General features: G+C 51.5%; 19 protein-coding genes and 2 pseudogenes. 9 read left to right on the top strand and 12 right to left on the bottom strand.

The features are described 5' to 3' along the window. Positions 1 to 127 precede the first annotated feature (127 nt). Both sdaA and DA718_RS11235 read left to right on the top strand, forming a co-directional pair. Entirely contained in the window at positions 128 to 1,492 is a 1,365-nt protein-coding gene (sdaA, locus tag DA718_RS11240; RefSeq protein ID WP_112213315.1) for an L-serine ammonia-lyase, read from the top strand. 119 nt (positions 1,493 to 1,611) lie between these two features. Continuing rightward, a complete protein-coding gene (locus tag DA718_RS11235; protein ID WP_112213314.1) occupies positions 1,612 to 3,177 on the top strand; it encodes an EAL domain-containing protein in 1,566 nt (521 codons plus the stop codon). A 44-nt stretch (positions 3,178 to 3,221) separates the two neighbouring features. On the opposite strand, the gene yoaE is transcribed toward DA718_RS11235, so the two are convergent. Further along, the gene (yoaE, locus tag DA718_RS11230; RefSeq protein WP_112213313.1) at positions 3,222 to 4,781 is read right to left on the bottom strand and encodes a CNNM family cation transport protein YoaE; all 1,560 of its coding nucleotides are present in this window, start codon (positions 4,779 to 4,781) and stop codon (positions 3,222 to 3,224) included. Positions 4,782 to 5,227: 446 nt separating this feature from the next. Between yoaE and manX the strand changes: the two genes are divergently transcribed. The 5 genes from manX to mntP all read left to right on the top strand — a co-directional run bounded on the left by manX (position 5,228) and on the right by mntP (position 9,420). Further along, a complete protein-coding gene (manX, locus tag DA718_RS11225; RefSeq protein WP_112213312.1) occupies positions 5,228 to 6,199 on the top strand; it encodes a PTS mannose transporter subunit IIAB in 972 nt (323 codons plus the stop codon). 56 nt (positions 6,200 to 6,255) lie between these two features. Next, positions 6,256 to 7,056 carry a PTS mannose/fructose/sorbose transporter subunit IIC gene (locus tag DA718_RS11220; protein ID WP_110274265.1) on the top strand — a complete coding sequence of 267 codons (801 nt, stop codon included), beginning with the start codon at positions 6,256 to 6,258 and terminating at the stop codon, positions 7,054 to 7,056. Between the two features lie 12 nt (positions 7,057 to 7,068). After that, complete coding sequence (locus DA718_RS11215; protein ID WP_110274266.1) at positions 7,069 to 7,920, top strand: PTS mannose transporter subunit IID; 852 nt, start codon at positions 7,069 to 7,071, stop codon at positions 7,918 to 7,920. Between the two features lie 53 nt (positions 7,921 to 7,973). Next, complete coding sequence (locus tag DA718_RS11210) at positions 7,974 to 8,432, top strand: DUF986 family protein (RefSeq protein ID WP_112213311.1); 459 nt, start codon at positions 7,974 to 7,976, stop codon at positions 8,430 to 8,432. A 421-nt stretch (positions 8,433 to 8,853) separates the two neighbouring features. Next, entirely contained in the window at positions 8,854 to 9,420 is a 567-nt protein-coding gene (gene mntP / locus DA718_RS11205) for a manganese efflux pump MntP (RefSeq protein ID WP_112213310.1), read from the top strand. Positions 9,421 to 9,423: 3 nt separating this feature from the next. Here the strand turns inward: mntP and rlmA are convergent, their stop codons facing one another. From rlmA to mgrB, 6 genes and pseudogenes are all read right to left on the bottom strand, one after another. Next, positions 9,424 to 10,218: a 23S rRNA (guanine(745)-N(1))-methyltransferase gene (gene rlmA / locus DA718_RS11200; protein WP_112213309.1), complete on the bottom strand. Its 795-nt coding sequence runs from the start codon at positions 10,216 to 10,218 to the stop codon at positions 9,424 to 9,426. 61 nt (positions 10,219 to 10,279) lie between these two features. Then, positions 10,280 to 12,025, bottom strand: a complete 1,746-nt coding sequence (ftsI, locus tag DA718_RS11195; protein WP_112213308.1) for a peptidoglycan glycosyltransferase FtsI — start codon at positions 12,023 to 12,025, stop codon at positions 10,280 to 10,282. Positions 12,026 to 12,216: 191 nt separating this feature from the next. Next, on the bottom strand, positions 12,217 to 12,426 hold the full coding sequence (gene cspE, locus DA718_RS11190; protein WP_001062678.1) for a transcription antiterminator/RNA stability regulator CspE: 210 nt from the start codon (positions 12,424 to 12,426) through the stop codon (positions 12,217 to 12,219). A 44-nt stretch (positions 12,427 to 12,470) separates the two neighbouring features. Further along, positions 12,471 to 12,589 (bottom strand): annotated as a pseudogene (locus tag DA718_RS11185) (DUF2627 domain-containing protein). A gap of 623 nt (positions 12,590 to 13,212) precedes the next feature. Beyond that, the gene (locus DA718_RS11180; protein ID WP_112213307.1) at positions 13,213 to 13,503 is read right to left on the bottom strand and encodes a YebO family protein; all 291 of its coding nucleotides are present in this window, start codon (positions 13,501 to 13,503) and stop codon (positions 13,213 to 13,215) included. Between the two features lie 74 nt (positions 13,504 to 13,577). Further along, positions 13,578 to 13,721, bottom strand: coding sequence for a PhoP/PhoQ regulatory lipoprotein MgrB (mgrB, locus tag DA718_RS11175; RefSeq protein WP_002911375.1), 144 nt, complete (start codon positions 13,719 to 13,721; stop codon positions 13,578 to 13,580). A 159-nt stretch (positions 13,722 to 13,880) separates the two neighbouring features. Between mgrB and DA718_RS11170 the strand changes: the two genes are divergently transcribed. Continuing rightward, complete coding sequence (locus DA718_RS11170) at positions 13,881 to 14,120, top strand: YobH family protein (protein WP_004122000.1); 240 nt, start codon at positions 13,881 to 13,883, stop codon at positions 14,118 to 14,120. 53 nt (positions 14,121 to 14,173) lie between these two features. On the opposite strand, the gene kdgR is transcribed toward DA718_RS11170, so the two are convergent. Continuing rightward, a complete protein-coding gene (kdgR, locus tag DA718_RS11165) occupies positions 14,174 to 14,965 on the bottom strand; it encodes a DNA-binding transcriptional regulator KdgR (RefSeq protein ID WP_110274273.1) in 792 nt (263 codons plus the stop codon). 177 nt (positions 14,966 to 15,142) lie between these two features. Here kdgR and DA718_RS11155 point away from each other — a divergent pair, with 177 nt between their 5' ends. Beyond that, positions 15,143 to 16,516 (top strand): MFS transporter, encoded by a 1,374-nt coding sequence (locus tag DA718_RS11155; RefSeq protein ID WP_112213306.1) that lies wholly within the window; start codon positions 15,143 to 15,145, stop codon positions 16,514 to 16,516. Between the two features lie 80 nt (positions 16,517 to 16,596). Here the strand turns inward: DA718_RS11155 and htpX are convergent, their stop codons facing one another. The 4 genes and pseudogenes from htpX to DA718_RS11135 form a co-directional block, all read right to left on the bottom strand. Beyond that, the gene (gene htpX / locus DA718_RS11150; protein WP_110274275.1) at positions 16,597 to 17,478 is read right to left on the bottom strand and encodes a protease HtpX; all 882 of its coding nucleotides are present in this window, start codon (positions 17,476 to 17,478) and stop codon (positions 16,597 to 16,599) included. A 237-nt stretch (positions 17,479 to 17,715) separates the two neighbouring features. Further along, positions 17,716 to 19,764 (bottom strand): carboxy terminal-processing peptidase, encoded by a 2,049-nt coding sequence (gene prc, locus DA718_RS11145; protein WP_112213305.1) that lies wholly within the window; start codon positions 19,762 to 19,764, stop codon positions 17,716 to 17,718. Between the two features lie 19 nt (positions 19,765 to 19,783). After that, entirely contained in the window at positions 19,784 to 20,461 is a 678-nt protein-coding gene (gene proQ / locus DA718_RS11140) for an RNA chaperone ProQ (protein ID WP_110274277.1), read from the bottom strand. Between the two features lie 81 nt (positions 20,462 to 20,542). Then, a pseudogene (locus tag DA718_RS11135) lies at positions 20,543 to 21,056 on the bottom strand (GAF domain-containing protein). Between the last annotated feature and the right edge of the window lie 47 nt (positions 21,057 to 21,103).

Genomic DNA, 21,103 nt, shown 5'->3' with positions numbered 1-21,103 from the left:
TAAATTCTCGGTTATCCATTAGTTTAATTCATGTGAATACTTAAGCTGATGGCACGGTTCCCTCTTACACTATGCGCAGTTATTACATCGTTACCGCACCCGCGGTAACCCTGTCAGGAGTGTTATCGTGATTAGTATATTCGACATGTTCAAGGTGGGGATCGGTCCCTCATCTTCCCATACTGTAGGGCCGATGAAGGCCGGTAAACAGTTCGTCGATGACCTGGTCGAAAAGGGATTGCTTAATGAAGTGACGCGCGTGGCGGTTGACGTCTACGGCTCACTGTCATTAACCGGCAAAGGCCACCACACAGATATTGCCATCATTATGGGACTGGCAGGCAATCAGCCTGATACGGTCGACATTGACGCAATTCCGGCATTTATCCGCGACGTTGAAGAGCGCGGACGTCTACTGCTGGCGCAAGGGCAGCATGAGGTCGATTTTCCGCAGGATGACGGTATGCGTTTTCGTAGCGATAACCTGCCGCTGCACGAGAACGGCATGACCATTCACGCCTGGGCTGGCGATAAAGAAATCTACAGCAAAACTTATTATTCCATCGGCGGGGGCTTTATCGTCGATGAAGAGCATTTCGGCAAAGAAAATGTTGGTGAAGTCAGCGTCCCATACCCGTTTAAATCCGCGCAGGAGATGTTGGGCTACTGTAAAGAAACCGGCATGTCGCTCTCCGGCATGGTGATGCAGAATGAACTGGCACTTCACAGCAAAAAAGAGATTGAAGACTATTTTGCTAATATCTGGCAGACCATGCGCGCCTGTATCGATCGCGGGATGAACACCGAAGGCGTACTGCCTGGCCCGCTGCGCGTTCCTCGCCGCGCTTCTGCGCTGCGGAGGATGCTGGTTGCCAGCGATAAGCTCTCCAACGATCCGATGAACGTGGTGGACTGGGTCAATATGTTCGCGCTGGCGGTCAATGAAGAGAACGCTGCCGGTGGTCGGGTGGTCACCGCGCCGACCAACGGTGCCTGCGGTATTGTTCCGGCGGTGCTGGCCTACTACAACCACTTTATCGAGTCCGTCAGCCCGGATATCTATATTCGCTACTTCCTGGCCTCTGGCGCTATCGGCGCGTTGTATAAGATGAATGCTTCAATTTCCGGTGCGGAAGTTGGCTGTCAGGGTGAAGTCGGCGTGGCCTGCTCAATGGCGGCGGCGGGCCTGGCTGAAATCCTCGGAGCCAGTCCGGAACAGGTTTGCGTGGCGGCAGAAATCGGGATGGAGCATAACCTCGGTCTTACCTGCGACCCGGTAGCCGGACAGGTGCAGGTTCCCTGCATCGAGCGTAATGCGATTGCCTCGGTTAAAGCGATCAACGCCACCCGAATGGCAATGCGCCGAACCAGCGAACCGCGCGTCTCCCTCGATAAAGTCATTGAGACCATGTACGAGACCGGTAAAGACATGAACGCCAAATACCGGGAAACGTCGCGTGGCGGTCTGGCTATCAAAGTTCAGTGCGATTAATAATTATTTAAACGAATGCGTCCGTCTGACGCATTCTTCTTTTTTATCTGTCCCTACTACACTTGCCCAATGGCGGCTGTTACTCTCATTGACACTTTCTAGCCGACAAGGCGTCGCGCATGCAGACTGCACAAAAAGTCATCACGACATACCGCAGGAAACGTATCCTGGTATGTTTGCTCGTGGCGCTATTAACGCTAACAACAACGTTAGTGATTCGATTTATTTCGCAGCGTAGTTTAAATCAGCAGCGCGTCCAGACGAGCACCAATAAAATGGTGGGGGCGATGGATAACATTTTACGCCCCCTCGCCGCTCAGCACACTTCACTGCTTCATCTGGTGAATCAACCCTGTCAGGATGCCCACCTTGCGCTTCGCAAGCTGGCCTCATCGTTGCAAACAGTACGTTCCATTGCGTTGGTCCAGTCGAATATACTCTACTGCTCCAGCATTTTTGGCGAGCGCCATACTCCTGTTCATCAACTACAGCCTGCATTACCGACAAATCATCCCCTGTTAGTCTTCAGCTACGACGCTTCGCTGCTTAAAGGAACCCCGGTACTTATTCAGTGGTATCCCGCCTCGCTTAGCGGTGCTGACGGCGTGCTGCTGCTCATCAATATTGAGCTGTTAGGTGGGTTAATTTTCAATGCAAAATCATCGTTAATTACCGGGATTGGCCTGCAGGTTGGCGAGAAAAGTTTTATCAGCGGTTCGGGTCTGGTAAGCCAGGAGATGTTGCCGGGAGAGCAGATTATCTACCGCCAGCGTTCAACAGAATTTCCTTTTACTATCAACGTTAGCGGCCCCGGAGCCTCGGCGGTCGCCCTTAGCGATCTTCCCAATGAATTACCACTGGCGCTAATCCTTAGCATGTTAATGACCGGCATCGCCTGGTTGGCGACGGCGGGACGAATGAGTTTTTCTCGTGAAATTAATCTCGGCATTATTGCGCACGAGTTCGAACTTTGGTGCCAGCCTTTACAAGACCTGCATACCCGAAAGTGCTGTGGAGTTGAGATACTGCTGCGATGGAATAATCCGCGACGAGGGGCTATTTCACCGGATGTTTTTATTCCCATCGCTGAAGGCTATAACCTGATTATCCCCCTCACCCGCTATGTGATTTCACAAACCGCACATAAATTAGCGCTGTTTCCTCAGGACAAACATTTTCACATCGGGATTAACGTCGCCGCCCGCCACTTCGCCAATGGCGAACTGCTGCGCGACCTGCACCGTTACTGGTTTAGCGCGCATCCGGTACAGCAATTGGTTGTCGAACTCACTGAACGTGACGTGCTACAGGATGGCGATCACCATATGGCTGAACACCTGCATTTCAAGGGGGTACAGTTAGCGATTGATGATTTTGGCACCGGCAATAGTTCCCTTTCGTGGCTGGAGAAACTGCGCCCTGATGTGTTGAAAATTGATAAATCTTTCACCAGCGCTATTGGTATCGATAGCGTCAACGCCACGGTGACCGATATGATCATCGCCCTTGCGCGTCGGCTAAAAATTGTCACGATTGCTGAGGGTGTCGAGACCCGGGAGCAAGAGGATTATCTGCGCAGAAATGGCGTGGATTTATTGCAAGGTTTTTATTATGCCCGCCCGATGCCAATAGACGACTTCCCAGAGTGGTTGGCGGCTGAAAAACACAAAGAGGCATTCACCTAGAGAATACCCTGTCGGCTTCATGATAAGGCCGACAGGGTCAACCATTACTCTTCTTCGTCGTTATCCTGGCGTACTTTTACGACCCGCACCAGGTCGACACGGTAGTCGTTGGCTTCGACAATCGTGAACTGCAAAGGCGGCAAATCAAGCACATCACCCGCGCGAGGGATATGACCATTGACCGCGATCACCAGCCCGGCAACCGTCGCGATATCTTCATCTTCATCAACCAGGTGATCCAACCCCAGCGCCTGCTGCAACGCATGAACGTCGGTTGAGCCTTTCACCAGCCAGCCATCACCATCAATGACTATTTCCGGGGTTTCGTCAGCGTCCGGGAATTCACCGGCAATCGCCTCCAGCACGTCCAGCGGCGTGACCAGCCCCTGCACCACGCCAAACTCGTTGGTCACGATAACAAAGCTGCCACGAGCACGGCGCAGCACGCCCAACAGGTTTATCGGATCCAACGTTTCCGGAACCACGATCGCCGGAGAAGCCGAGGCCAGCGCGGCAACGTTATCCCCGGCTTCCAGCGCCACCAGCATTTCTTTCGCACGGACGATACCGATGATTTCATCCAGCTCGCCCCGGCACACAGGGAACAAACTGTGCGGTGACGAGAGCAGCTGGCGACGAATTTCCTCTTCGCTCTGCTCGGCGTTCACCCAGCTGATTTCCCCGCGCGGCGTCATGATGCTGCGCAATGAACGCTGCGCAAGGGTTAGGACACCGTTAATCATATAGCGTTCTTCTTCAGCAAACGCGCCTTCCGGTATCGGCACCACGGATGGGTTATCGCTATCGTGCGCCACGACGCTCTGTTTACGACCTCCCATCAGACGCAGGATCGCATCGGCGGTTCGCGCACGCAGCGGCAGCATCGACTGGTGGCGGATAAAGTTACGGCGCGCCACCTGGTTGAAGAATTCGATGGTTATCGAGAAACCAATTGCGGCGTACAGGTACCCCTTCGGTATATGGAAACCAAAACCTTCAGCCACCAGGCTCAGGCCGATCATCAGCAGGAAGCTCAAACAGAGCACGACGACCGTCGGATGCTGGTTGACGAAGCGGGTCAACGGCTTCGAAGCCAATAGCATCACCGCCATCGCAATCACTACCGCCGCCATCATCACCGGCAGATGGTTAACCATCCCGACCGCCGTAATGACAGCATCCAGCGAGAACACGGCGTCAAGTACGACGATTTGCAGTACTACCACCCAGAAACTTGCGTATCCCTTACCATGACCGGAATCATGCTGGCGGTTTTCCAGCCGTTCGTGCAGTTCGGTGGTCGCCTTAAACAGCAAGAAGATCCCCCCGAGCAGCATGATGAGGTCGCGCCCGGAAAACGCGTAATCGGCAACGCTGAAAAGCGGTTTGGTTAACGTCACCATCCAGGAGATGACCGACAGCAGGCCCAGACGCATAAACAGCGCCAGAGAAAGTCCGATCAAACGCGCTTTATCGCGCTGTTTTGGCGGCAGCTTGTCAGCAAGGATGGCAATAAACACCAGGTTGTCGATACCTAATACGATTTCGAGGACGACCAGCGTCAGCAAGCCAACCCAAATAGAGGGATCCATTAAGAATTCCATGAGCAGCTCCAGTTAACGACAGACATAGTCATCGCTGTGTCATGCACAGACGAGACACTTATTGCTGGTAAAAAAACGTAGCAGATGATGGCGGCAGACGAGTGCCTGAAGGTGAAAAGACGTCGGTGACGATCCATATAGCGGGCTATGCCCTATACTCCTGAGTAATTAAACGGAACGTAAACATATCAAAATATAGAGCTAGATTGGAAAAAATTTACCTGTCTTTGCAATAGCTAAGACTATTTTTTGCGCTGCAAAATAATCCCAAACTTATCCATGATTAGCGGAGCTTCATCACATTAATTATTTTTTCACTGTCTAAAATAATTCGCTGTAGTAATTACTTTATATCTTACACCCCTACTGAATCGATTTTGTTCGCAAGAGTGATTCAGTATGTATCACAACAGATGATGCATTCACGATTATAAAGGAGGTAGCAAGTGACGATTGCTATTGTAATAGGCACACATGGTTGGGCTGCAGAACAGCTGTTGAAAACGGCAGAAATGCTGTTGGGCGAACAGGAAAACGTTGGCTGGATCGATTTCGTTCCTGGCGAAAACGCAGAAACGTTGATTGAGAAGTACAACGCTCAGCTAGCGAAGCTGGATACAGCAAAAGGCGTGTTATTTCTCGTCGATACATGGGGAGGCAGCCCGTTTAACGCAGCTAGCCGCATTGTCGTCGATAAAGAACATTATGAAGTCATCGCGGGTGTAAACATCCCGATGCTGGTGGAAACACTGATGGCGCGCGACGATAACCCGTCGTTCGATGAACTGGTCGCGCTGGCTGTGGAAACCGGTCGTGAAGGCGTGAAAGCACTGAAAGCGAAGCTGGTGGAAAAGGCCGCCCCAGCACCGGTTCAGGCAGCAGCACCGAAAGCGGCAGCACCATTGAAACCAATGGGGCCGAAAGATTACATGGTCATCGGGCTGGCTCGCATCGATGATCGTCTGATCCATGGTCAGGTCGCTACCCGCTGGACCAAAGAAACTAACGTTACCCGCATTATCGTCGTCAGCGACGAAGTGGCGGCAGACACCGTGCGTAAAACGCTGCTAACTCAGGTTGCTCCTCCGGGCGTTACCGCCCACGTTGTAGACGTCGCGAAGATGATTCGTGTCTATAACAACCCGAAATACGCAGGCGAACGCATCATGCTGCTGTTTACTAACCCAACTGACGTTGAGCGCGTTGTAGAAGGTGGGGTGAACATCACCACTGTCAACATCGGCGGTATGGCTTACCGTCAGGGCAAAACGCAGGTGAACAACGCTATTTCGGTCGATGAGAAAGATATTGAAGCATTCAAAAAACTGAATGCTCGCGGTATCGAACTGGAAGCTCGCAAAGTTTCCACAGACCAGAAACTGAAAATGATGGATCTGATCGGTAAGGTGAATAAGTAACCTTACGGACCACAACCCAATTTTCAACTTAAGACTTAATCAACAGGAGAAGTACAATGGAGATTACCCTTCTTCAGATTGTGCTGGTGTTCATCGTCGCGTGTATTGCGGGTATGGAGTCGGTACTTGATGAATTTCAGTTCCACCGTCCGCTGGTGGCCTGTACGCTGATTGGCGCCGTTCTCGGTGATATGAAAACGGGTATCATCATCGGTGGTACCCTGGAAATGATCGCTTTGGGCTGGATGAACATCGGTGCCGCCGTTGCGCCTGATGCCGCTTTAGCGTCAATCATCTCAACCGTTCTGGTTATCGCAGGTCACCAGAGCATTGGCGCTGGTATCGCGCTGGCTATCCCACTGGCAGCAGCAGGCCAGGTTCTGACCATTATCGTTCGTACCATCACCGTTGCTTTCCAGCACGCTGCGGATAAAGCCGCAGAGAGTGGAAACCTGACGGCCATTTCCTGGCTTCACGTTTCGTCTCTGTTCCTGCAGGCCATGCGTATCGCTATCCCTGCGGTTATCGTGGCGATCTCCGTCGGCACCAGCGAAGTACAGGGTCTGCTGAACGCCATTCCTGAAGTGGTAACTGGCGGTCTGAACATCGCAGGTGGCATGATCGTGGTAGTCGGTTACGCGATGGTCATCAACATGATGCGCGCAGGCTACCTGATGCCGTTCTTCTACCTGGGCTTCGTTACCGCTGCATTCACCGATTTCAACCTGGTTGCTCTGGGCGTGATTGGTACAGTAATGGCTGTCCTCTACATCCAACTGAGCCCGAAATATAACCGCGTAGCGGGTGCGCCAGCGCAGGCTGCTGGTAATAACGATCTCGATAACGAACTGGACTAACAGGTGAGCGAAATGGTTGATATGACTAAAAATACCACCGAGAAAAAACTCACTCAGAGTGATATTCGTGGCGTGTTCATTCGTTCTAACCTGTTCCAGGGTTCATGGAACTTCGAACGTATGCAGGCGCTGGGCTTCTGCTTCTCTATGGTACCGGCAATTCGTCGCCTGTATCCGGAGAACAACGATGCGCGTAAACAGGCGATTAAACGTCACCTTGAGTTCTTTAATACCCACCCATACGTTGCCGCGCCAGTTCTCGGCGTAACGCTGGCGATGGAAGAGCAGCGTGCTAACGGCGCAGAAATCGACGATGGTGCCATCAACGGTATCAAAGTTGGTCTGATGGGCCCTCTGGCGGGCGTAGGCGACCCAATCTTCTGGGGCACCGTTCGTCCGGTATTCGCCGCGCTGGGTGCAGGTATCGCGATGAGCGGCAGCCTGCTTGGTCCCCTGCTGTTCTTTATCCTGTTTAACGCAGTACGCCTGCTGACCCGCTATTACGGCGTAGCGTACGGTTACCGTAAAGGTATCGACATCGTTAAAGATATGGGCGGCGGCTTCCTGCAGAAACTGACAGAGGGGGCGTCAATCCTTGGCCTGTTTGTTATGGGAGCGCTGGTTAACAAGTGGACGCACGTGAACATCCCGCTGGTGGTTTCTACGATCACCGGTCAGGATGGCCAGACTCGCGTCACTACCGTGCAGACCATCCTTGACCAGCTGATGCCGGGCCTGGTGCCACTGCTGCTGACCTTCGCTTGTATGTGGCTGCTGCGTAAGAAAGTAAACGCCCTGTGGATCATCGTTGGCTTCTTCGTCATCGGTATCGCGGGCTACGCTGTCGGCCTGCTGGGCCTGTAATTATTGTGTTGTGCGCCGGGGGCTTGCCCCCGGCTTTTTTATTTGGAGGATGGATGACAATCACGGACCTGGTGTTAATCCTGTTTATTCTCGTTCTGCTCGCTTTTGCGATTTACGACCAGTTCATTATGCCGCGTCGTAACGGCCCAAGTCTGCTGGCTATCCCCCTGCTCCGCCGCAGTCGTGTTGATGGCATTATTTTCGTCGGCCTTATCGGGATACTGATTTACAACAATATGGCCAACCAGGGCGAACTTATCACCACCTGGTTATTATCTGCCCTGGCATTAATGGGACTGTATCTGTTCTGGATCCGCGCTCCGAAGATCATCTTCAAAAAGAGTGGTTTTTTCTTCGCCAATATCTGGATTGAATATAAGCGAATTAAAGAGATGAATTTATCGGAAGATGGCGTATTGGTGATGCAATTAGAGCAACGCCGTTTACTTATTCGTGTACGCAATATCGACGACCTGGAGAAGATTTACAAACTTCTTGTTTCAACTCAATAAGTTAGAAATATAGCTCACGCTATGTCTCACTATTTCCCAACGGATGATGTATAGCCAGTGCTATATTTCATCCGTCTAATATCCTCATATTTATTAACGAGTCATTTACGCCTAAATTAAAATGAAAATCGTTATCATTTAGTTATCAAAATAACCTAACTCTGTTATTGTTTTATATTCTAAAATTATGTTAAGGTTGCGCCCGTCGTTGGGGAGTAGCCGATTTCCTGCCAGTCAGGAAATGTACGTGTCAACATACTCGTTGCAAAACGTGGCACGTACGGGTTGAAGAGAGTATTCAATCAGGCGAGACCATAGACACATCACTGCTGTACGCAGCGCTTCATCATCAGGATGAGCTGCGTATGCTTACTGGGGGTAGCGATGTGTCATATGGATTATCCCCGGTCAGGACGCTCTAATGAATATTTCCGCTACCATTCTTCTTGCCTTCGGCATGTCCATGGACGCCTTCGCGGCTTCTATCGGTAAGGGCGCGACCCTCCATAAACCCAAATTTTCCGAAGCCCTGCGCACGGGTCTCATCTTTGGCGCTATCGAAACGCTCACCCCGCTCGTCGGTTGGGGAATGGGGATGCTGGCCAGCCAGTTCGTTCTCGAATGGAATCACTGGATTGCCTTCATACTGCTGGTGTTTCTCGGCGGTCGTATGGTTATCGAAGGATTTCGCGGCAACGATGACGAAGAGTGCGAAGCTCCCCGCCGTCACGGTTTCTGGCTGCTGGTTACCACCGCTTTCGCAACCAGTCTCGATGCAATGGCTGTCGGCGTTGGTCTGGCGTTCTTACAGGTCAATATTATCGCCACCGCGCTGGCTATCGGTTGTGCCACGTTGATGATGTCGACGCTGGGCATTATGGTAGGACGCTTTATCGGCCCGCTGCTGGGCAAACGGGCCGAAATACTGGGTGGTATCGTTCTGATTGGCATCGGCGCCCAAATACTCTGGAGCCATTTTGCCGGCTAGCCATCAGACATCGCGCTGCCAGCAGTGAATCGCAAAATCGGTCTGGCAGCTGAATAGTTCCTGCTGACGTAAGGTTTCTCGAACCGCCGGTTTTGCCCGCCACGCAAACGGCGTCATCTGCAGTAACGCTTCTGCCTCACTTCCATTTAGCTGCATTGGATAGGCCAGCTGCTGCTGGTGGCATAACGTGAATCCCGTCATCTCTTCTGTGTTCTGCTCATGCAGGCGCACGTCGTCGTAAATTAATCCTTTGAGTTCCAATAAATGACGCGGGCCAGGCGTCGCGGTAATGACCCAGCCGCCGGGCCTGACAACACGCGCCAGCTCTTGAGCATTACACGGGGCATAAATTCGCACGACCGCATCAAGGCTGGCATCGTCAAACGGCAAGCGCTGGCTGGATGCGACGCAAAAATTGACTTGCGGATAACGTTTAGCCGCGGCGCGAATAGCGGATTTAGAAACATCCAGCCCCCAGCTATGGGCGGCAATGGCAGCAAAAGCATGAGTGTAATACCCTTCCCCACAGCCGATATCCAGTAAATCAATCGGAGCGAAGGTTTGCAGATAAGCGCTGATAGCATCTCGCAGAGGTTGATAATGACCCGCATCGAGAAACGCCCGACGGGCCTGCATCATCTCCGCGCTGTCGCCAGGATCGCGAGACCGCTTAAACTGCACCGGCAGCAAATTAACGTAGCCCTCCTTCGCCAGATCGAACTGATGCCGCTGTGGGCAAATATAGCTATTGTCGCGGCGCTCAAGCGGCGCGTGGCAAAGTGGGCAACTGTAAGACATGACAACTCCGGTGTCGCTGAAAGGGCGAAAGTGTAGCGCTATTCGCCCTTTCAGACCACTGTTACAGCGCGGGGGACAAGGCCTCGCCGTTGTGCATTACGATGAGGTTTTCTGAATCCTGCGGCATTCCATCCGGCATAACGTTCTCCAGGCGCAGGACATCGCCCATGATCTGGCTGAATACCGGCGCAGAAACCGCCCCGCCGTAATACGACCCGTTGCTGGGGTCGTTCATCACCACCACCAGCGCAAATTTCGGGTTGCTGGCCGGCGCAACGCCTGCGGTATAAGCGACGTACTTATCAATGTATTTGCCATCGGGACCGATTTTTTTTGCGGTACCGGTTTTTACCGCCACCCGGTAGTCGCGTACCGCGGCTTTAGTGCCTCCGCCGCCCGGTAAGGCTACGCTCTCCATCATATGTTCGACTTCATGCACAATCTGTTCTGGCATCACCCGTGTCCCCATAACCGGCGGATCGATGCGGGTGATCGATAGCGGGCGTTCGATGCCGTAGCCACCGATGGTGGCATAAACATGCGCCAGCTGTAGCGGCGTCACCATCAGACCATAGCCAAAAGCAAAGGTCGCCCGGTCCAACTGCCCCCAGTAGCGACGCTGTGGCATCAGCCCGGCGCTTTCACCGGTCAGCCCTAATCCGGTTGAGTCGCCAAAACCGAACGCTTTATAGGTATCGATGAGATGCTGGACCGGCATGGCCAGAGATAAATGTGAAACGCCGGTATCGCTGGATTTTTGCAGGATACCGGTGAGGGTTAATTCCGGATAATAGCCCACGTCGCGAATTCGATGGCCGTCGAGGATAAACGGATGGGTATCCACCACGCTATCCGGCTGAACAATCCCCTGCTGTAGCGCAGTCATGAGCACCAGCGGTTTTACCGTTGAGCCAGGCTCAAAAGTATCGCTTATTGCGCGATTGCGGAAATCATCCAGCTTCGCATCATCGCGATTATTAGGGTTGAAATCCGGATAGCTGGCCATCGACAGAATCTCTCCGGTATCAATCTTAATCAATACTGCTGCGCCTGATTCCGCTTTATTCCAGCGTACGGCATTATCCAGCGCGTCTTCCGTGACCGTTTGCAGTCGTTCATCGATACTCAACTGCAAATTATGCGCAGGGACGGCCGCAACTTCAGTGATATTTTCGATAACGTTGCCGTGGCGATCTTTACGCACCAGCCGACGCCCTGGCTGACCCATCAGCTGCGCGTTAAAGCTTTTCTCTACTCCTTCAATGCCCTGGTTATCAACATTAGTAAACCCCAGCAGATTCGCGGCAACGTGTCCCGCAGGATAAAAACGTCGCGACTCATCGCGCAGATTGATGCCCGGCAGGCGGAGTTTGTCGATCCATTCCGCCTGCTCTGGGTTTATCTGGCGCGCCAGATAGAGAAAACGCGCATGAGGATGCGATTCAACGCGATGGGCCAGTTCGCTAAGGTTGAGATGTAGAGCCTCGCCCATCGCCTGCCAGCGCGGACCGTATCCTACGCCCCCCTTTTCAAGGGTGGTTTGCGGATCAATCCAGATAGCACTCACTGGAACGCTAACCGCCAGCGGACGGCCTTCGCGATCGCTAATCATCCCACGTTGAACGTCAACAGGCTCCTCGCGCAAGGAGCGCATATCCTCTTGTTTAACCAGGTTGTCTGGGGAGACAATTTGTAGCCAGCCCACTCGAGCCAATAGCAGCCCAAGACAACTGAGAATCGCCACGCACAGCAACCCAAAACGGATCGGGGTAAAATTGGCGGCTGACTTAATTTTGTTCTTTTGCACCTTAGCTCCATCATTATTTTGCAACCCTCTGATTTAACAGAAAATAAGCAAAAAAGACTGCTAAACAATGCGAATAAGGGTGTTGTTTTGCAACAAAGCACAACGAAGGGTGGGAAATAGAAACGTTTTGCAATAGAAACTAAAAAGCCTCGCACAGGCGAGGCTTTCTTACAAGATTCAGTGGTCTTGAATCAGATAGCAGTTACGTTAACTGCTGCTGGACCTTTCTGGCCGTCCTGGATTTCGAACTCAACGTTCTGGCCTTCAGCCAGAGTTTTGAAGCCGTTACCCTGGATTGCAGAGAAGTGTACGAACACATCTTTGCTGCCATCAGCAGGAGTAATGAAACCAAAACCTTTAGACTCGTTGAACCACTTAACTTGACCTTTAATCTTTGCCATTTGCAAAATTCCTTAGACTGTTTTCTTTCTTCGCCCTTAGGCGCTTACATAGATAAAACTGACACATAACTGCATGAGGCACACTAATATAAGGTTCGGCAGAGAAGCGGTATTCAACGACAACGTGTTTACTCAGGACTTCTTTACTGAAAATGCCACACATAAACAGAACTGTACCTCGTTTAACCCGAACGGTGTTATCACATACAACGTAAATAATGGCAAGCCATTTTTAGGCGGGTCTCGATCGCTCGCACAGATTATAAGGTAATCATTTGATCATCTGCACATTTATGCGTCTTACCTCCCACAGCCGAATCCTTCACTGTCATGCGGTTCCAGCAATAACACATCCCCCACAACTGCAACTTTTTCGCCATAGCTCAACGACTTCAGAGTGTTGTCATCGGTTTGCATACGAACTGCCAATTTTAGGGGTATACAAAGAAAACTGCATAATGATGCACATAAAAGCTCATATCGATAGTTGAAAATTCGCGTTAACTATGCGCACTCCATAATAATGAAACGCGTTAATTGAAGTGCTCAAAATATTGTCTACATTGCACGATAATAATGAAGTATTGATGACATGATGTTTGTTCTGGCAATTGACCCACATCATAATTCTTTTATTTGCGTATCTAAACAAATCACGGAAACATGCGAATGAAATCATATCTTAACCGTTCAGACTGGCGCTGAAAACGGATAAATAGATAAGGATAAGTTATAGCCGGGTGATATGCAGGCGCACACCGCAGTGGTGCACACCTGTCAGTCGGATTACCGTTCTGCGACAAGGCGAATGAAGTCGTCGTCGCCTTTTCCCTTCTCAACTGTAGAAGGCTCGGCAATGTCCTCTTTCTCAGGTTCATTGGCTTCACACAGACGGCGGAGCAGTGCATTTTGCCGCTTTTGCTGATCCAGCAAGGCTTGCAGCAGAGCAATCTGCTCATTGGCGCGCGAGCTGGCGCGATTAACAAAAAACCACAACAACAGGCCGACAAGCAACAGCACAACCGACAATGCTACTGACGCCAGATTTACGATCCCAGGATTTAATAACTCACTCATTTCACCACCTCAAAGAGAAGGCGTTCATTCTACCACCCACGCAGCAGAAGAAAATCAGTCATATTAAAAATGTCTTACCAGGGTATAAACTTGTTGATAGTGCAGATGCCGCTGAAGAACTGTACATCCTGATCGCACATTACGTTAAGCATCTGAGTCCATAGCAGTAAACAACCCGCGATGATAACTATCAGCAAAACCCACCGTAATTTTTTCACTCCACTCTCCGCATCAGAATCAGATGTCGCCAGGATAACATGACCTTCTTAAACCGCGGCTAACTGTAATACGAAAGGCAAGTTTAGGAATCATAGACTTGTATCAACTCGTGTTCATGACAAAATAAACGCAAGGATAATACAAATAATGAGGCAACAATGCGATTGATCATACGTACCATTGTGGTGCTGGCTATCTTGTGGATCGGCGTATTATTAAGCGGTTACGGCGTATTAATGGGCAGTAGTGAGAATGCCGGAGGACTAGGGTTGCAATGTAAATATCTTACGGCTCGCGGCATAAGTACCGCACAGTATGTTCATTCCAGTAGCGGTATTATCGGCATTACCGATTGCCCTATACTGCGAAAAAGCGCCACGGTCGTTGATAACGGTTAGTCATGGTTCGGGCTACAATGTCAGTAGCCCGAATTTACAACGATTAAGACCTGTCAAAACGGATAATCGTTGTAACCCATCTGCTCAGAAATCTTACGTGCTGCCGTGTGCAGCATCTCAACATACTCGTTCAAACGCTCTTCAGAAAAACGCAGCGTCGGGAAAGAGATGCTCAGGCCAGCAATAACCACGCCAAAGCGGTCGAAAACCGGCACGCCAATACAGCGCAACCCTTCTTCCTGTTCTTCGTTATCTTCGCCATAACCCTGTTCACGGACCTTATCCAGAACCGATAACAACTCTTCAGTACTGGTGATGGTGCGGTCAGTGCTGCGCTTGTACTCTACGCCTTCGAGAATCTGCTCAACTTCTGCGCGATCGCGCCACGCCAGCAGAACTTTACCGATAGCGGTACTGTACAGGGGGTTGCGGCGACCAATGCGCGAATACATGCGCAAGTTGTACATTGAGTCGATTTTATGGATGTAGACAATACTGTCTTCGTCCAGAGCACCCAGGTGGACCGTCTCTTTCGTCAGGCGAGAAAGTTCGCGCATCTGAATATCCGCACTACGGACCAGATCAACATTCTGCAATGCCCGCGCGCCCAATTCGAACAGCTTCAGGGTCAGGGAATATTTCTCAGACTCGCCTTCTTGTGCCACATATCCCAACGATTTCATGGTCTGCAAAAAGCGATAAACGGTGCTTTTTGACATCATGACGCGCTGGGACAGTTCGGTAATGCCAATTTCACGCTCTTCGCCAAGCGCCTGCAAAATGCCAAAAACCTTCAACACCGAAGAGACAGAATCTGGCTGTTTATCCAAATCTGCAACTGCCATTTATCACCTCATCGCAACTGTTTTATAAAAATTAGAACCGGTTTTTATTATAAATTCGCATCCCAATACCCGCAATCGTTCTTCTGCCTATTCGTTACAAATCTGCGACATGCCGCTGAATAATCAATGCTAAAATTATTGTCCAGTAAATAGTTTTCACTAAGACATAGATTTCACATGGATAAAAACACTTCCGATGGGCTGCCGTTACCGCAGCGTTACGGCGCAATTCTGACCATTGTATTAGGTTTGACGATGGCGGTACTGGATGGTGCTATCGCCAACGTGGCGCTGCCGACAATCGCCAGCGATTTAAATGCTTCTCCGGCATCGTCTATTTGGATAGTTAATGCCTATCAAATTGCCATCGTTATCGCCTTACTACCGCTCTCTTTTCTCGGCGATATGGTCGGCTACCGACGCATTTATAAGATTGGACTGGTAGTCTTTACCTTCACCTCTCTCGCCTGCGCGCTCTCCAGTAGTCTGGAAATGTTGACTCTGGCACGCGTCGCGCAGGGTCTTGGCGGCGCTGCGCTAATGAGCGTCAATACCGCACTGATTCGTCTGATATATCCCCAGCGCTTCCTTGGCCGCGGAATGGGGATCAACTCTTTTGTCGTGGCGGTATCTTCCGCGGCAGGGCCGACAATTGCCGCAGCGATTCTCTCCGTAGCCTCCTGGCAATGGCTGTTCCTGATTAACATTCCGCTGGGCATTATTTCGCTGGTCCTCGCAATGCGCTATCTGCCTGTCAACGCCGGGCGGAGTAAAATTACCCGCTTTGATCTGCCCAGTGCAATTATGAATGCGCTGACTTTTGGCCTGCTGATTACTGCCCTCGGCGGCTTTGCCCAGGGCCAGTCTACACAACTGGTTCTGGCTGAGGTCGTGGCGATGCTGATCGTTGGATTCTTTTTTGTTCGTCGTCAACTCCAGATGCCGGTCCCCTTGCTACCCGTTGATCTGCTGCGCATTCCGCTGTTTTCGCTTTCGATTTGTACCTCTATCTGCTCCTTCTGTGCCCAGATGCTGGCGATGGTTTCGCTGCCGTTTTTCCTGCAATCCGTGATGGGGCGCAGTGAGGTAGAAACCGGTCTGCTCCTGACGCCGTGGCCGCTGGCCACAATGGTGATGGCACCGCTGGCAGGGTATTTGATTGAGAGAGTCCATGCTGGCCTGCTGGGCGCAATTGGCCTGATTGTGATGGCCTGTGGTCTGTTCGGTCTCGCTTTACTGCCCTCTTCCCCTTCGGACCTGGATATCATCTGGCGAATGGCGCTCTGTGGCGCAGGTTTTGGTCTGTTCCAGTCACCAAACAACCATACGATTGTGTCGTCAGCCCCTGCCCATCGCAGCGGTGGCGCGAGTGGGATGTTAGGTACTGCACGCCTGCTGGGGCAGAGCACCGGCGCGGCGCTGGTCGCATTGCTGTTTAACCTGCTGGGGAATAGCGGAACCCACACCGCACTTCTGCTGGCCGGCACGCTTGCCGTTGTCGCTGCCGCCGTCAGCGGCCTTCGCGTCACGCAGCCCCGCGCCAGACTGTAAGCCGCAACCAAAACCAGGCATAAAAAAATCCGCAGCCCGAAGGTTGCGGATTTTTTATTTTTATTACCGAAAACAGATAATTACTTCAGATATTCCCCACTACGCAGGGCTTCAATACGTTTATCCAGCGGCGGGTGCGTCATAAACAGCTCGCTCATGGATTTTGCTTTGCCGTTGATACAGAAAGCCATCATGCTGCTGGCTTCCTGCGGCTCATAGCTGGTTTTCAAACGTTGCAGGGCAGCAATCATTTTCTCACGCCCAACCAGTTTTGCCGAACCGGCATCCGCATGGAACTCACGATAACGGGAGAACCACATGGTAATGATGCTGGCCAGAATACCAAATACCAGCTCCAGTACGGTTGCGACGGCAAAGTAGATCAATGGGTTGCCGTTGCTGTTCTCTCCCTCATCGCGGTTGCCGCCGAGGAAACCGGCTGCAATTTGTGCGATAACACGAGAGATGAAAATAACGAAGGTGTTCACAACCCCCTGAATCAGCGTCATGGTGACCATATCACCGTTGGCGATGTGGCTGATCTCGTGGGCAATAACCGCTTCTGCTTCATCACGGCTCATGTTTTGCAGTAGCCCGGTGCTGACAGCAACCAGCGAAGCATCACGACGAGCCCCCGTTGCAAAAGCGTTAATATCCGGCGCATGGTAGATTGCCACCTGCGGCATTCCAATACCGGCCTGGCGCGCCTGCTGTGCGACGGTGTTGACTAGCCAGCGTTCCGTTTCATTACGCGGTTGCTCAATGACTTCCCCACCCACTGATTTCAGCGCCATCCATTTCGACATCAACAGCGAAATGATAGAACCACCAAAACCAAACAACAGCGCCATGATCAGCAGCCCGGTCATACTGCTCGACTGAATTCCCGTCAGGCTTAGCACGAGCCCGAATACCACCATCACTGCCAGGTTGGTCAGCAGGAAAAGCGCGATTCGCATCATAATTTTCTTTTAACCTCGACTTAACAAAACGCACTATGCGATTACCCACATGGTGTGGGTAGAACGCCAATTTTCAACCATCATGCCCCGCTAAGTCACGAAAAAAACACAACTTTACATTTTGTAGCACCTTGCTGACGCCCAGTAAAAACGTTGACATTTTGTTGGATTCAGGCAAAAAAAGCTGGCGGGCGGCAGAAATGAAAACGGGCACAATAACTTGTGCCCGTTGGGTGCTTATTTGCTAGCTGGCGGTTCTACCGCTGGCCTGTCTTTTTCCAGATGGGCCAGGTCGAGCGCGATATGAACCGTTTCATCAAGATACGGGTCCGGCTCCTGGTAATCCTTCGGCAGATCTTCCAGTTTCTTCAGCAGCGGTTTGCCTTCGCGTTTCAGGCGATCGTTCACACGAGACAGGCGAATCGCATCATCTTCCTCGTTCTCTTTCTCACGCTGTGCGTAGTTCAGGGAAACGATGTTGCGTTTGTCTTTCATCGCGTTGTAACGGGCAATATCCTTCATGATGTACTGGAATTCGGGATCTTTAACGATACGCTCATCGTGACGTTTCAGAATTTCCGCTTCGAATGGCGTCAAATCACCATATTTCACGAAGGTCGCGGCGTTAACGCTATCCCATGGCAGCGCGTTATCTTCATACTGCTCGCCGGTTTCACGCTCTTCGGTACCGGTCGGCATCATGATTTCCGGCGTGACACCTTTACGCTGAGTACTACCACCGTTAATACGATAGAACTTCTGGATGGTGTACTGCACGGAACCCAGCGCTGGCCAGTCCGGACGCAGCATCTGATCGTAAATGCGGTTCAGCGAACGATACTGCTGGACGGTGCCTTTACCGAAGGTCGGTTCACCAACAATCAGTGCACGACCGTAATCCTGCATGGCGGCAGCGAAAATTTCAGACGCCGAGGCACTGAAACGATCGACCAGCACTACCAGCGGGCCTTTGTAATACACCACGCCATCGGTATCGCTGTCTTCACGTACTTTGCCGTTGTTATCACGTACCTGAACAACCGGGCCGGATGGGATAAACAGGCCAGAAAGCGAAACAGCTTCGGTTAACGCCCCGCCACCGTTAGTGCGCAGGTCGATAATAATGCTGCTGACGTTCTGTTTTTCCAGTTTCTGCAGCTGTACCTTAACGTCATCCGTCAGGCCAACATAGAAGCCAGGAATATCCAGCACGCCGATTTTTTCTTTGCCGACGGTTTTCACTGACATTTTAACCGCGCGGTCTTCAAGACGAATACGCTCGCGGGTCAGAGTAACAATGCGCGTTTTCGCACCTTTGCCAGCAGGTAGAACTTCCAGGCGAACTTTACTGCCCTTCGGCCCTTTAATCAGCGCCACCACATCATCAAGACGCCAGCCAATCACATCGACCATGCCTTTACCCGGTTGACCAACGCCAACAATGCGGTCGCCGACGCTGATCGCTTTGCTCTTTGCCGCAGGACCACCCGCGACCAGTGAATTAATCACCGTATAGTCGTCATCCATCTGCAGTACCGCGCCAATACCTTCCAGAGACAGACTCATTTCGGTATTAAACTGTTCGGTATTTCGCGGGGAGAGGTAGTTGGTATGCGGGTCGATCTCGCGCGCAAAAGAGGTCATCGCCAGCGAGAAAACGTCTTCGCTGTTAGTTTGTGCCAGACGACGAATCGCAAATTTGTAGCGACGCGTTAAGGTCTCGCGGATCTCTTTGTCATCTTTACCCGTCAGCTTCAGGCTGAGCTGGTCAAATTTCACCTTGGCATCCCACAGCGCGTTCAACTCGGCCTCATCTTTCGGCCAGGGGGATTTGCTGCGATCAAGGTTAAAGTTGTCATTGCCGGTAAAGTCCATCGGACGATCAAGCACTTTCAACGCATATTGATAGCGTTCGAAACGACGTTTCTGCGCCAGGTTATACAGGTCGTAAAAAACGTCCAGTTTCCCACTGCGTAGCTCATCACCAATTTGATTCTTTTTACTAGCAAACTGCGCCACATCGCTGGCCAGTAGCACGTTGTGGCTATAGTCCAGCAGATTCAGATAGCGGTCGAAAATTTTTGCCGAAAAGGCGTTGTCGAGATCAAACTGACGATAATGAGAGCGGGTAAAGCGCGATGTCACTCGCTCGCTCACCGTTGCGTGCTGCGGCTCTTCTTTCAGCACGGGGATTTGATCAATCCGGGTAATATCGTCCACAGCAAAGGCCTGGCCAGCTATTGCTAGCAGGCCCGCAAGCGCGGTGAGCTTAAAGAATTTGTTCATGCCTGGCCCGGCCTCCGTTTCAGAACACCAGGTGTTCTGCGCGTACAATCATTGACATACCAGAAGTCAGCTGTACACGAACGCCATCTTTGGTGATTTCCAGGACGGTGGCGTCCATTGCATTATTGCCCGCTTTCACCTTCAGTGCCTGGCCAACGCTCAGTACAGACACATCCGAAACAGGGGTATGACGCTCTTCACGCGGCGCTTTGGCAACTGCTGCCGGACGCGGTTTACGCTGCTCAGTGCCTTCTTTACGACGCACCTGAGGACGCGGCTTACGCTCGCGACGAACCTCCCCTTCCGGCTGACCCGCTGCGGCAGCGGCTTCGCGTTTCTTCGCTTGCTGGGCTGCACGCTGTACCTGAACGCGCGCTTTTGCTTCTTCAAGCTGCTGGCGGGCATGAGTGACGTGCTGTTCTTCCAGTTCACCGCACGGGTTACCGTCGAGGTCAACGCGGATAGCGCCAGGCTTAACGCCATACAAATAACGCCAGCTCGAAGTATAAAGACGTAGAGCGGCTCGAAGTTGGGTTTTGCTGAGATTCATCTCTCCACCAACACGCTCAACAAGATCCTGAAAAATACCAATTTTCAGGGGGCGCGCTTCGCCTTCAGCGCTGAAACACTGAGGGAAACGTTCGGCCAGAAACGCGATTACTTCTTTACTGCTATTCAACTTAGGTTGATTTTCCATGAAATTTCCTGATTACAACGGACGTAGCCAACAAGCCGCAGGCATGAACAGGCGTCATTATAATGACGTCATCGCTAAATGCTACGTTATCCGTTGATTATCCTGCGACGCGGGTGAATATTTTTTGATAATCAGTCGCAGCAATGAGTTTTTCCAAATGCACGACCAGCTCAGTCAACCCTTTCTCATCTTCAATAGTGAAGCGAGAATATGCCGTACTGTCGATGTCCAGAACGCCGATAACCTGATTGTTCACCCGCAATGGAAAGACGATTTCCGAATTGCTGGCGGCATCACAGGCAATGTGTCCGTCAAACGCGTGGACATCTTCCACTCGCTGTAGGCGATTCTCTGCAACAGCAGTACCACATACGCCACGTCCAACCGGAATACGCACGCAGGCCAGCTTGCCCTGGAACGGGCCAAGGACCAGCGTATCGCCTTCCAGCAAATAGAAGCCAGCCCAATTCACTTCAGCCAGGCGCTCAAATAGCAACGCGCTGGTATTAGAGATCATGGCCAGAAAACTGGTTTCGCCTGCCATTAACGCCTGAAAATCGCGGTTCAGATCCGCGTAGAATTCTTGTTTGTTCATTTTATAATCACTTGGTTGTCTTACTACCTTACACTTACAGCCTACTA

The organism is Klebsiella huaxiensis, from assembly GCF_003261575.2.
Taxonomy (GTDB): domain Bacteria; phylum Pseudomonadota; class Gammaproteobacteria; order Enterobacterales; family Enterobacteriaceae; genus Klebsiella; species Klebsiella huaxiensis.
The sequence above is the reverse complement of the archived record's forward strand: the minus strand, read 5'-3'. Positions and strand labels throughout refer to the sequence as shown.

What these genes read in the sequence shown, in the direction of transcription:
- DA718_RS11235 (WP_112213314.1), top strand. Translation starts at nt 1,612, where the DNA reads ATGCAGACTGCACAAAAAGTCATCACGACATACCGCAGGAAACGTATC.
- yoaE (WP_112213313.1), bottom strand. Translation starts at nt 4,781, where the DNA reads ATGGAATTCTTAATGGATCCCTCTATTTGGGTTGGCTTGCTGACGCTG.
- DA718_RS11220 (WP_110274265.1), top strand. Translation starts at nt 6,256, where the DNA reads ATGGAGATTACCCTTCTTCAGATTGTGCTGGTGTTCATCGTCGCGTGT.
- DA718_RS11215 (WP_110274266.1), top strand. Translation starts at nt 7,069, where the DNA reads ATGGTTGATATGACTAAAAATACCACCGAGAAAAAACTCACTCAGAGT.
- DA718_RS11210 (WP_112213311.1), top strand. Translation starts at nt 7,974, where the DNA reads ATGACAATCACGGACCTGGTGTTAATCCTGTTTATTCTCGTTCTGCTC.
- mntP (WP_112213310.1), top strand. Translation starts at nt 8,854, where the DNA reads ATGAATATTTCCGCTACCATTCTTCTTGCCTTCGGCATGTCCATGGAC.
- rlmA (WP_112213309.1), bottom strand. Translation starts at nt 10,218, where the DNA reads ATGTCTTACAGTTGCCCACTTTGCCACGCGCCGCTTGAGCGCCGCGAC.
- cspE (WP_001062678.1), bottom strand. Translation starts at nt 12,426, where the DNA reads ATGGCAAAGATTAAAGGTCAAGTTAAGTGGTTCAACGAGTCTAAAGGT.
- DA718_RS11180 (WP_112213307.1), bottom strand. Translation starts at nt 13,503, where the DNA reads ATGAGTGAGTTATTAAATCCTGGGATCGTAAATCTGGCGTCAGTAGCA.
- DA718_RS11170 (WP_004122000.1), top strand. Translation starts at nt 13,881, where the DNA reads ATGCGATTGATCATACGTACCATTGTGGTGCTGGCTATCTTGTGGATC.
- kdgR (WP_110274273.1), bottom strand. Translation starts at nt 14,965, where the DNA reads ATGGCAGTTGCAGATTTGGATAAACAGCCAGATTCTGTCTCTTCGGTG.
- DA718_RS11155 (WP_112213306.1), top strand. Translation starts at nt 15,143, where the DNA reads ATGGATAAAAACACTTCCGATGGGCTGCCGTTACCGCAGCGTTACGGC.
- htpX (WP_110274275.1), bottom strand. Translation starts at nt 17,478, where the DNA reads ATGATGCGAATCGCGCTTTTCCTGCTGACCAACCTGGCAGTGATGGTG.
- prc (WP_112213305.1), bottom strand. Translation starts at nt 19,764, where the DNA reads ATGAACAAATTCTTTAAGCTCACCGCGCTTGCGGGCCTGCTAGCAATA.
- proQ (WP_110274277.1), bottom strand. Translation starts at nt 20,461, where the DNA reads ATGGAAAATCAACCTAAGTTGAATAGCAGTAAAGAAGTAATCGCGTTT.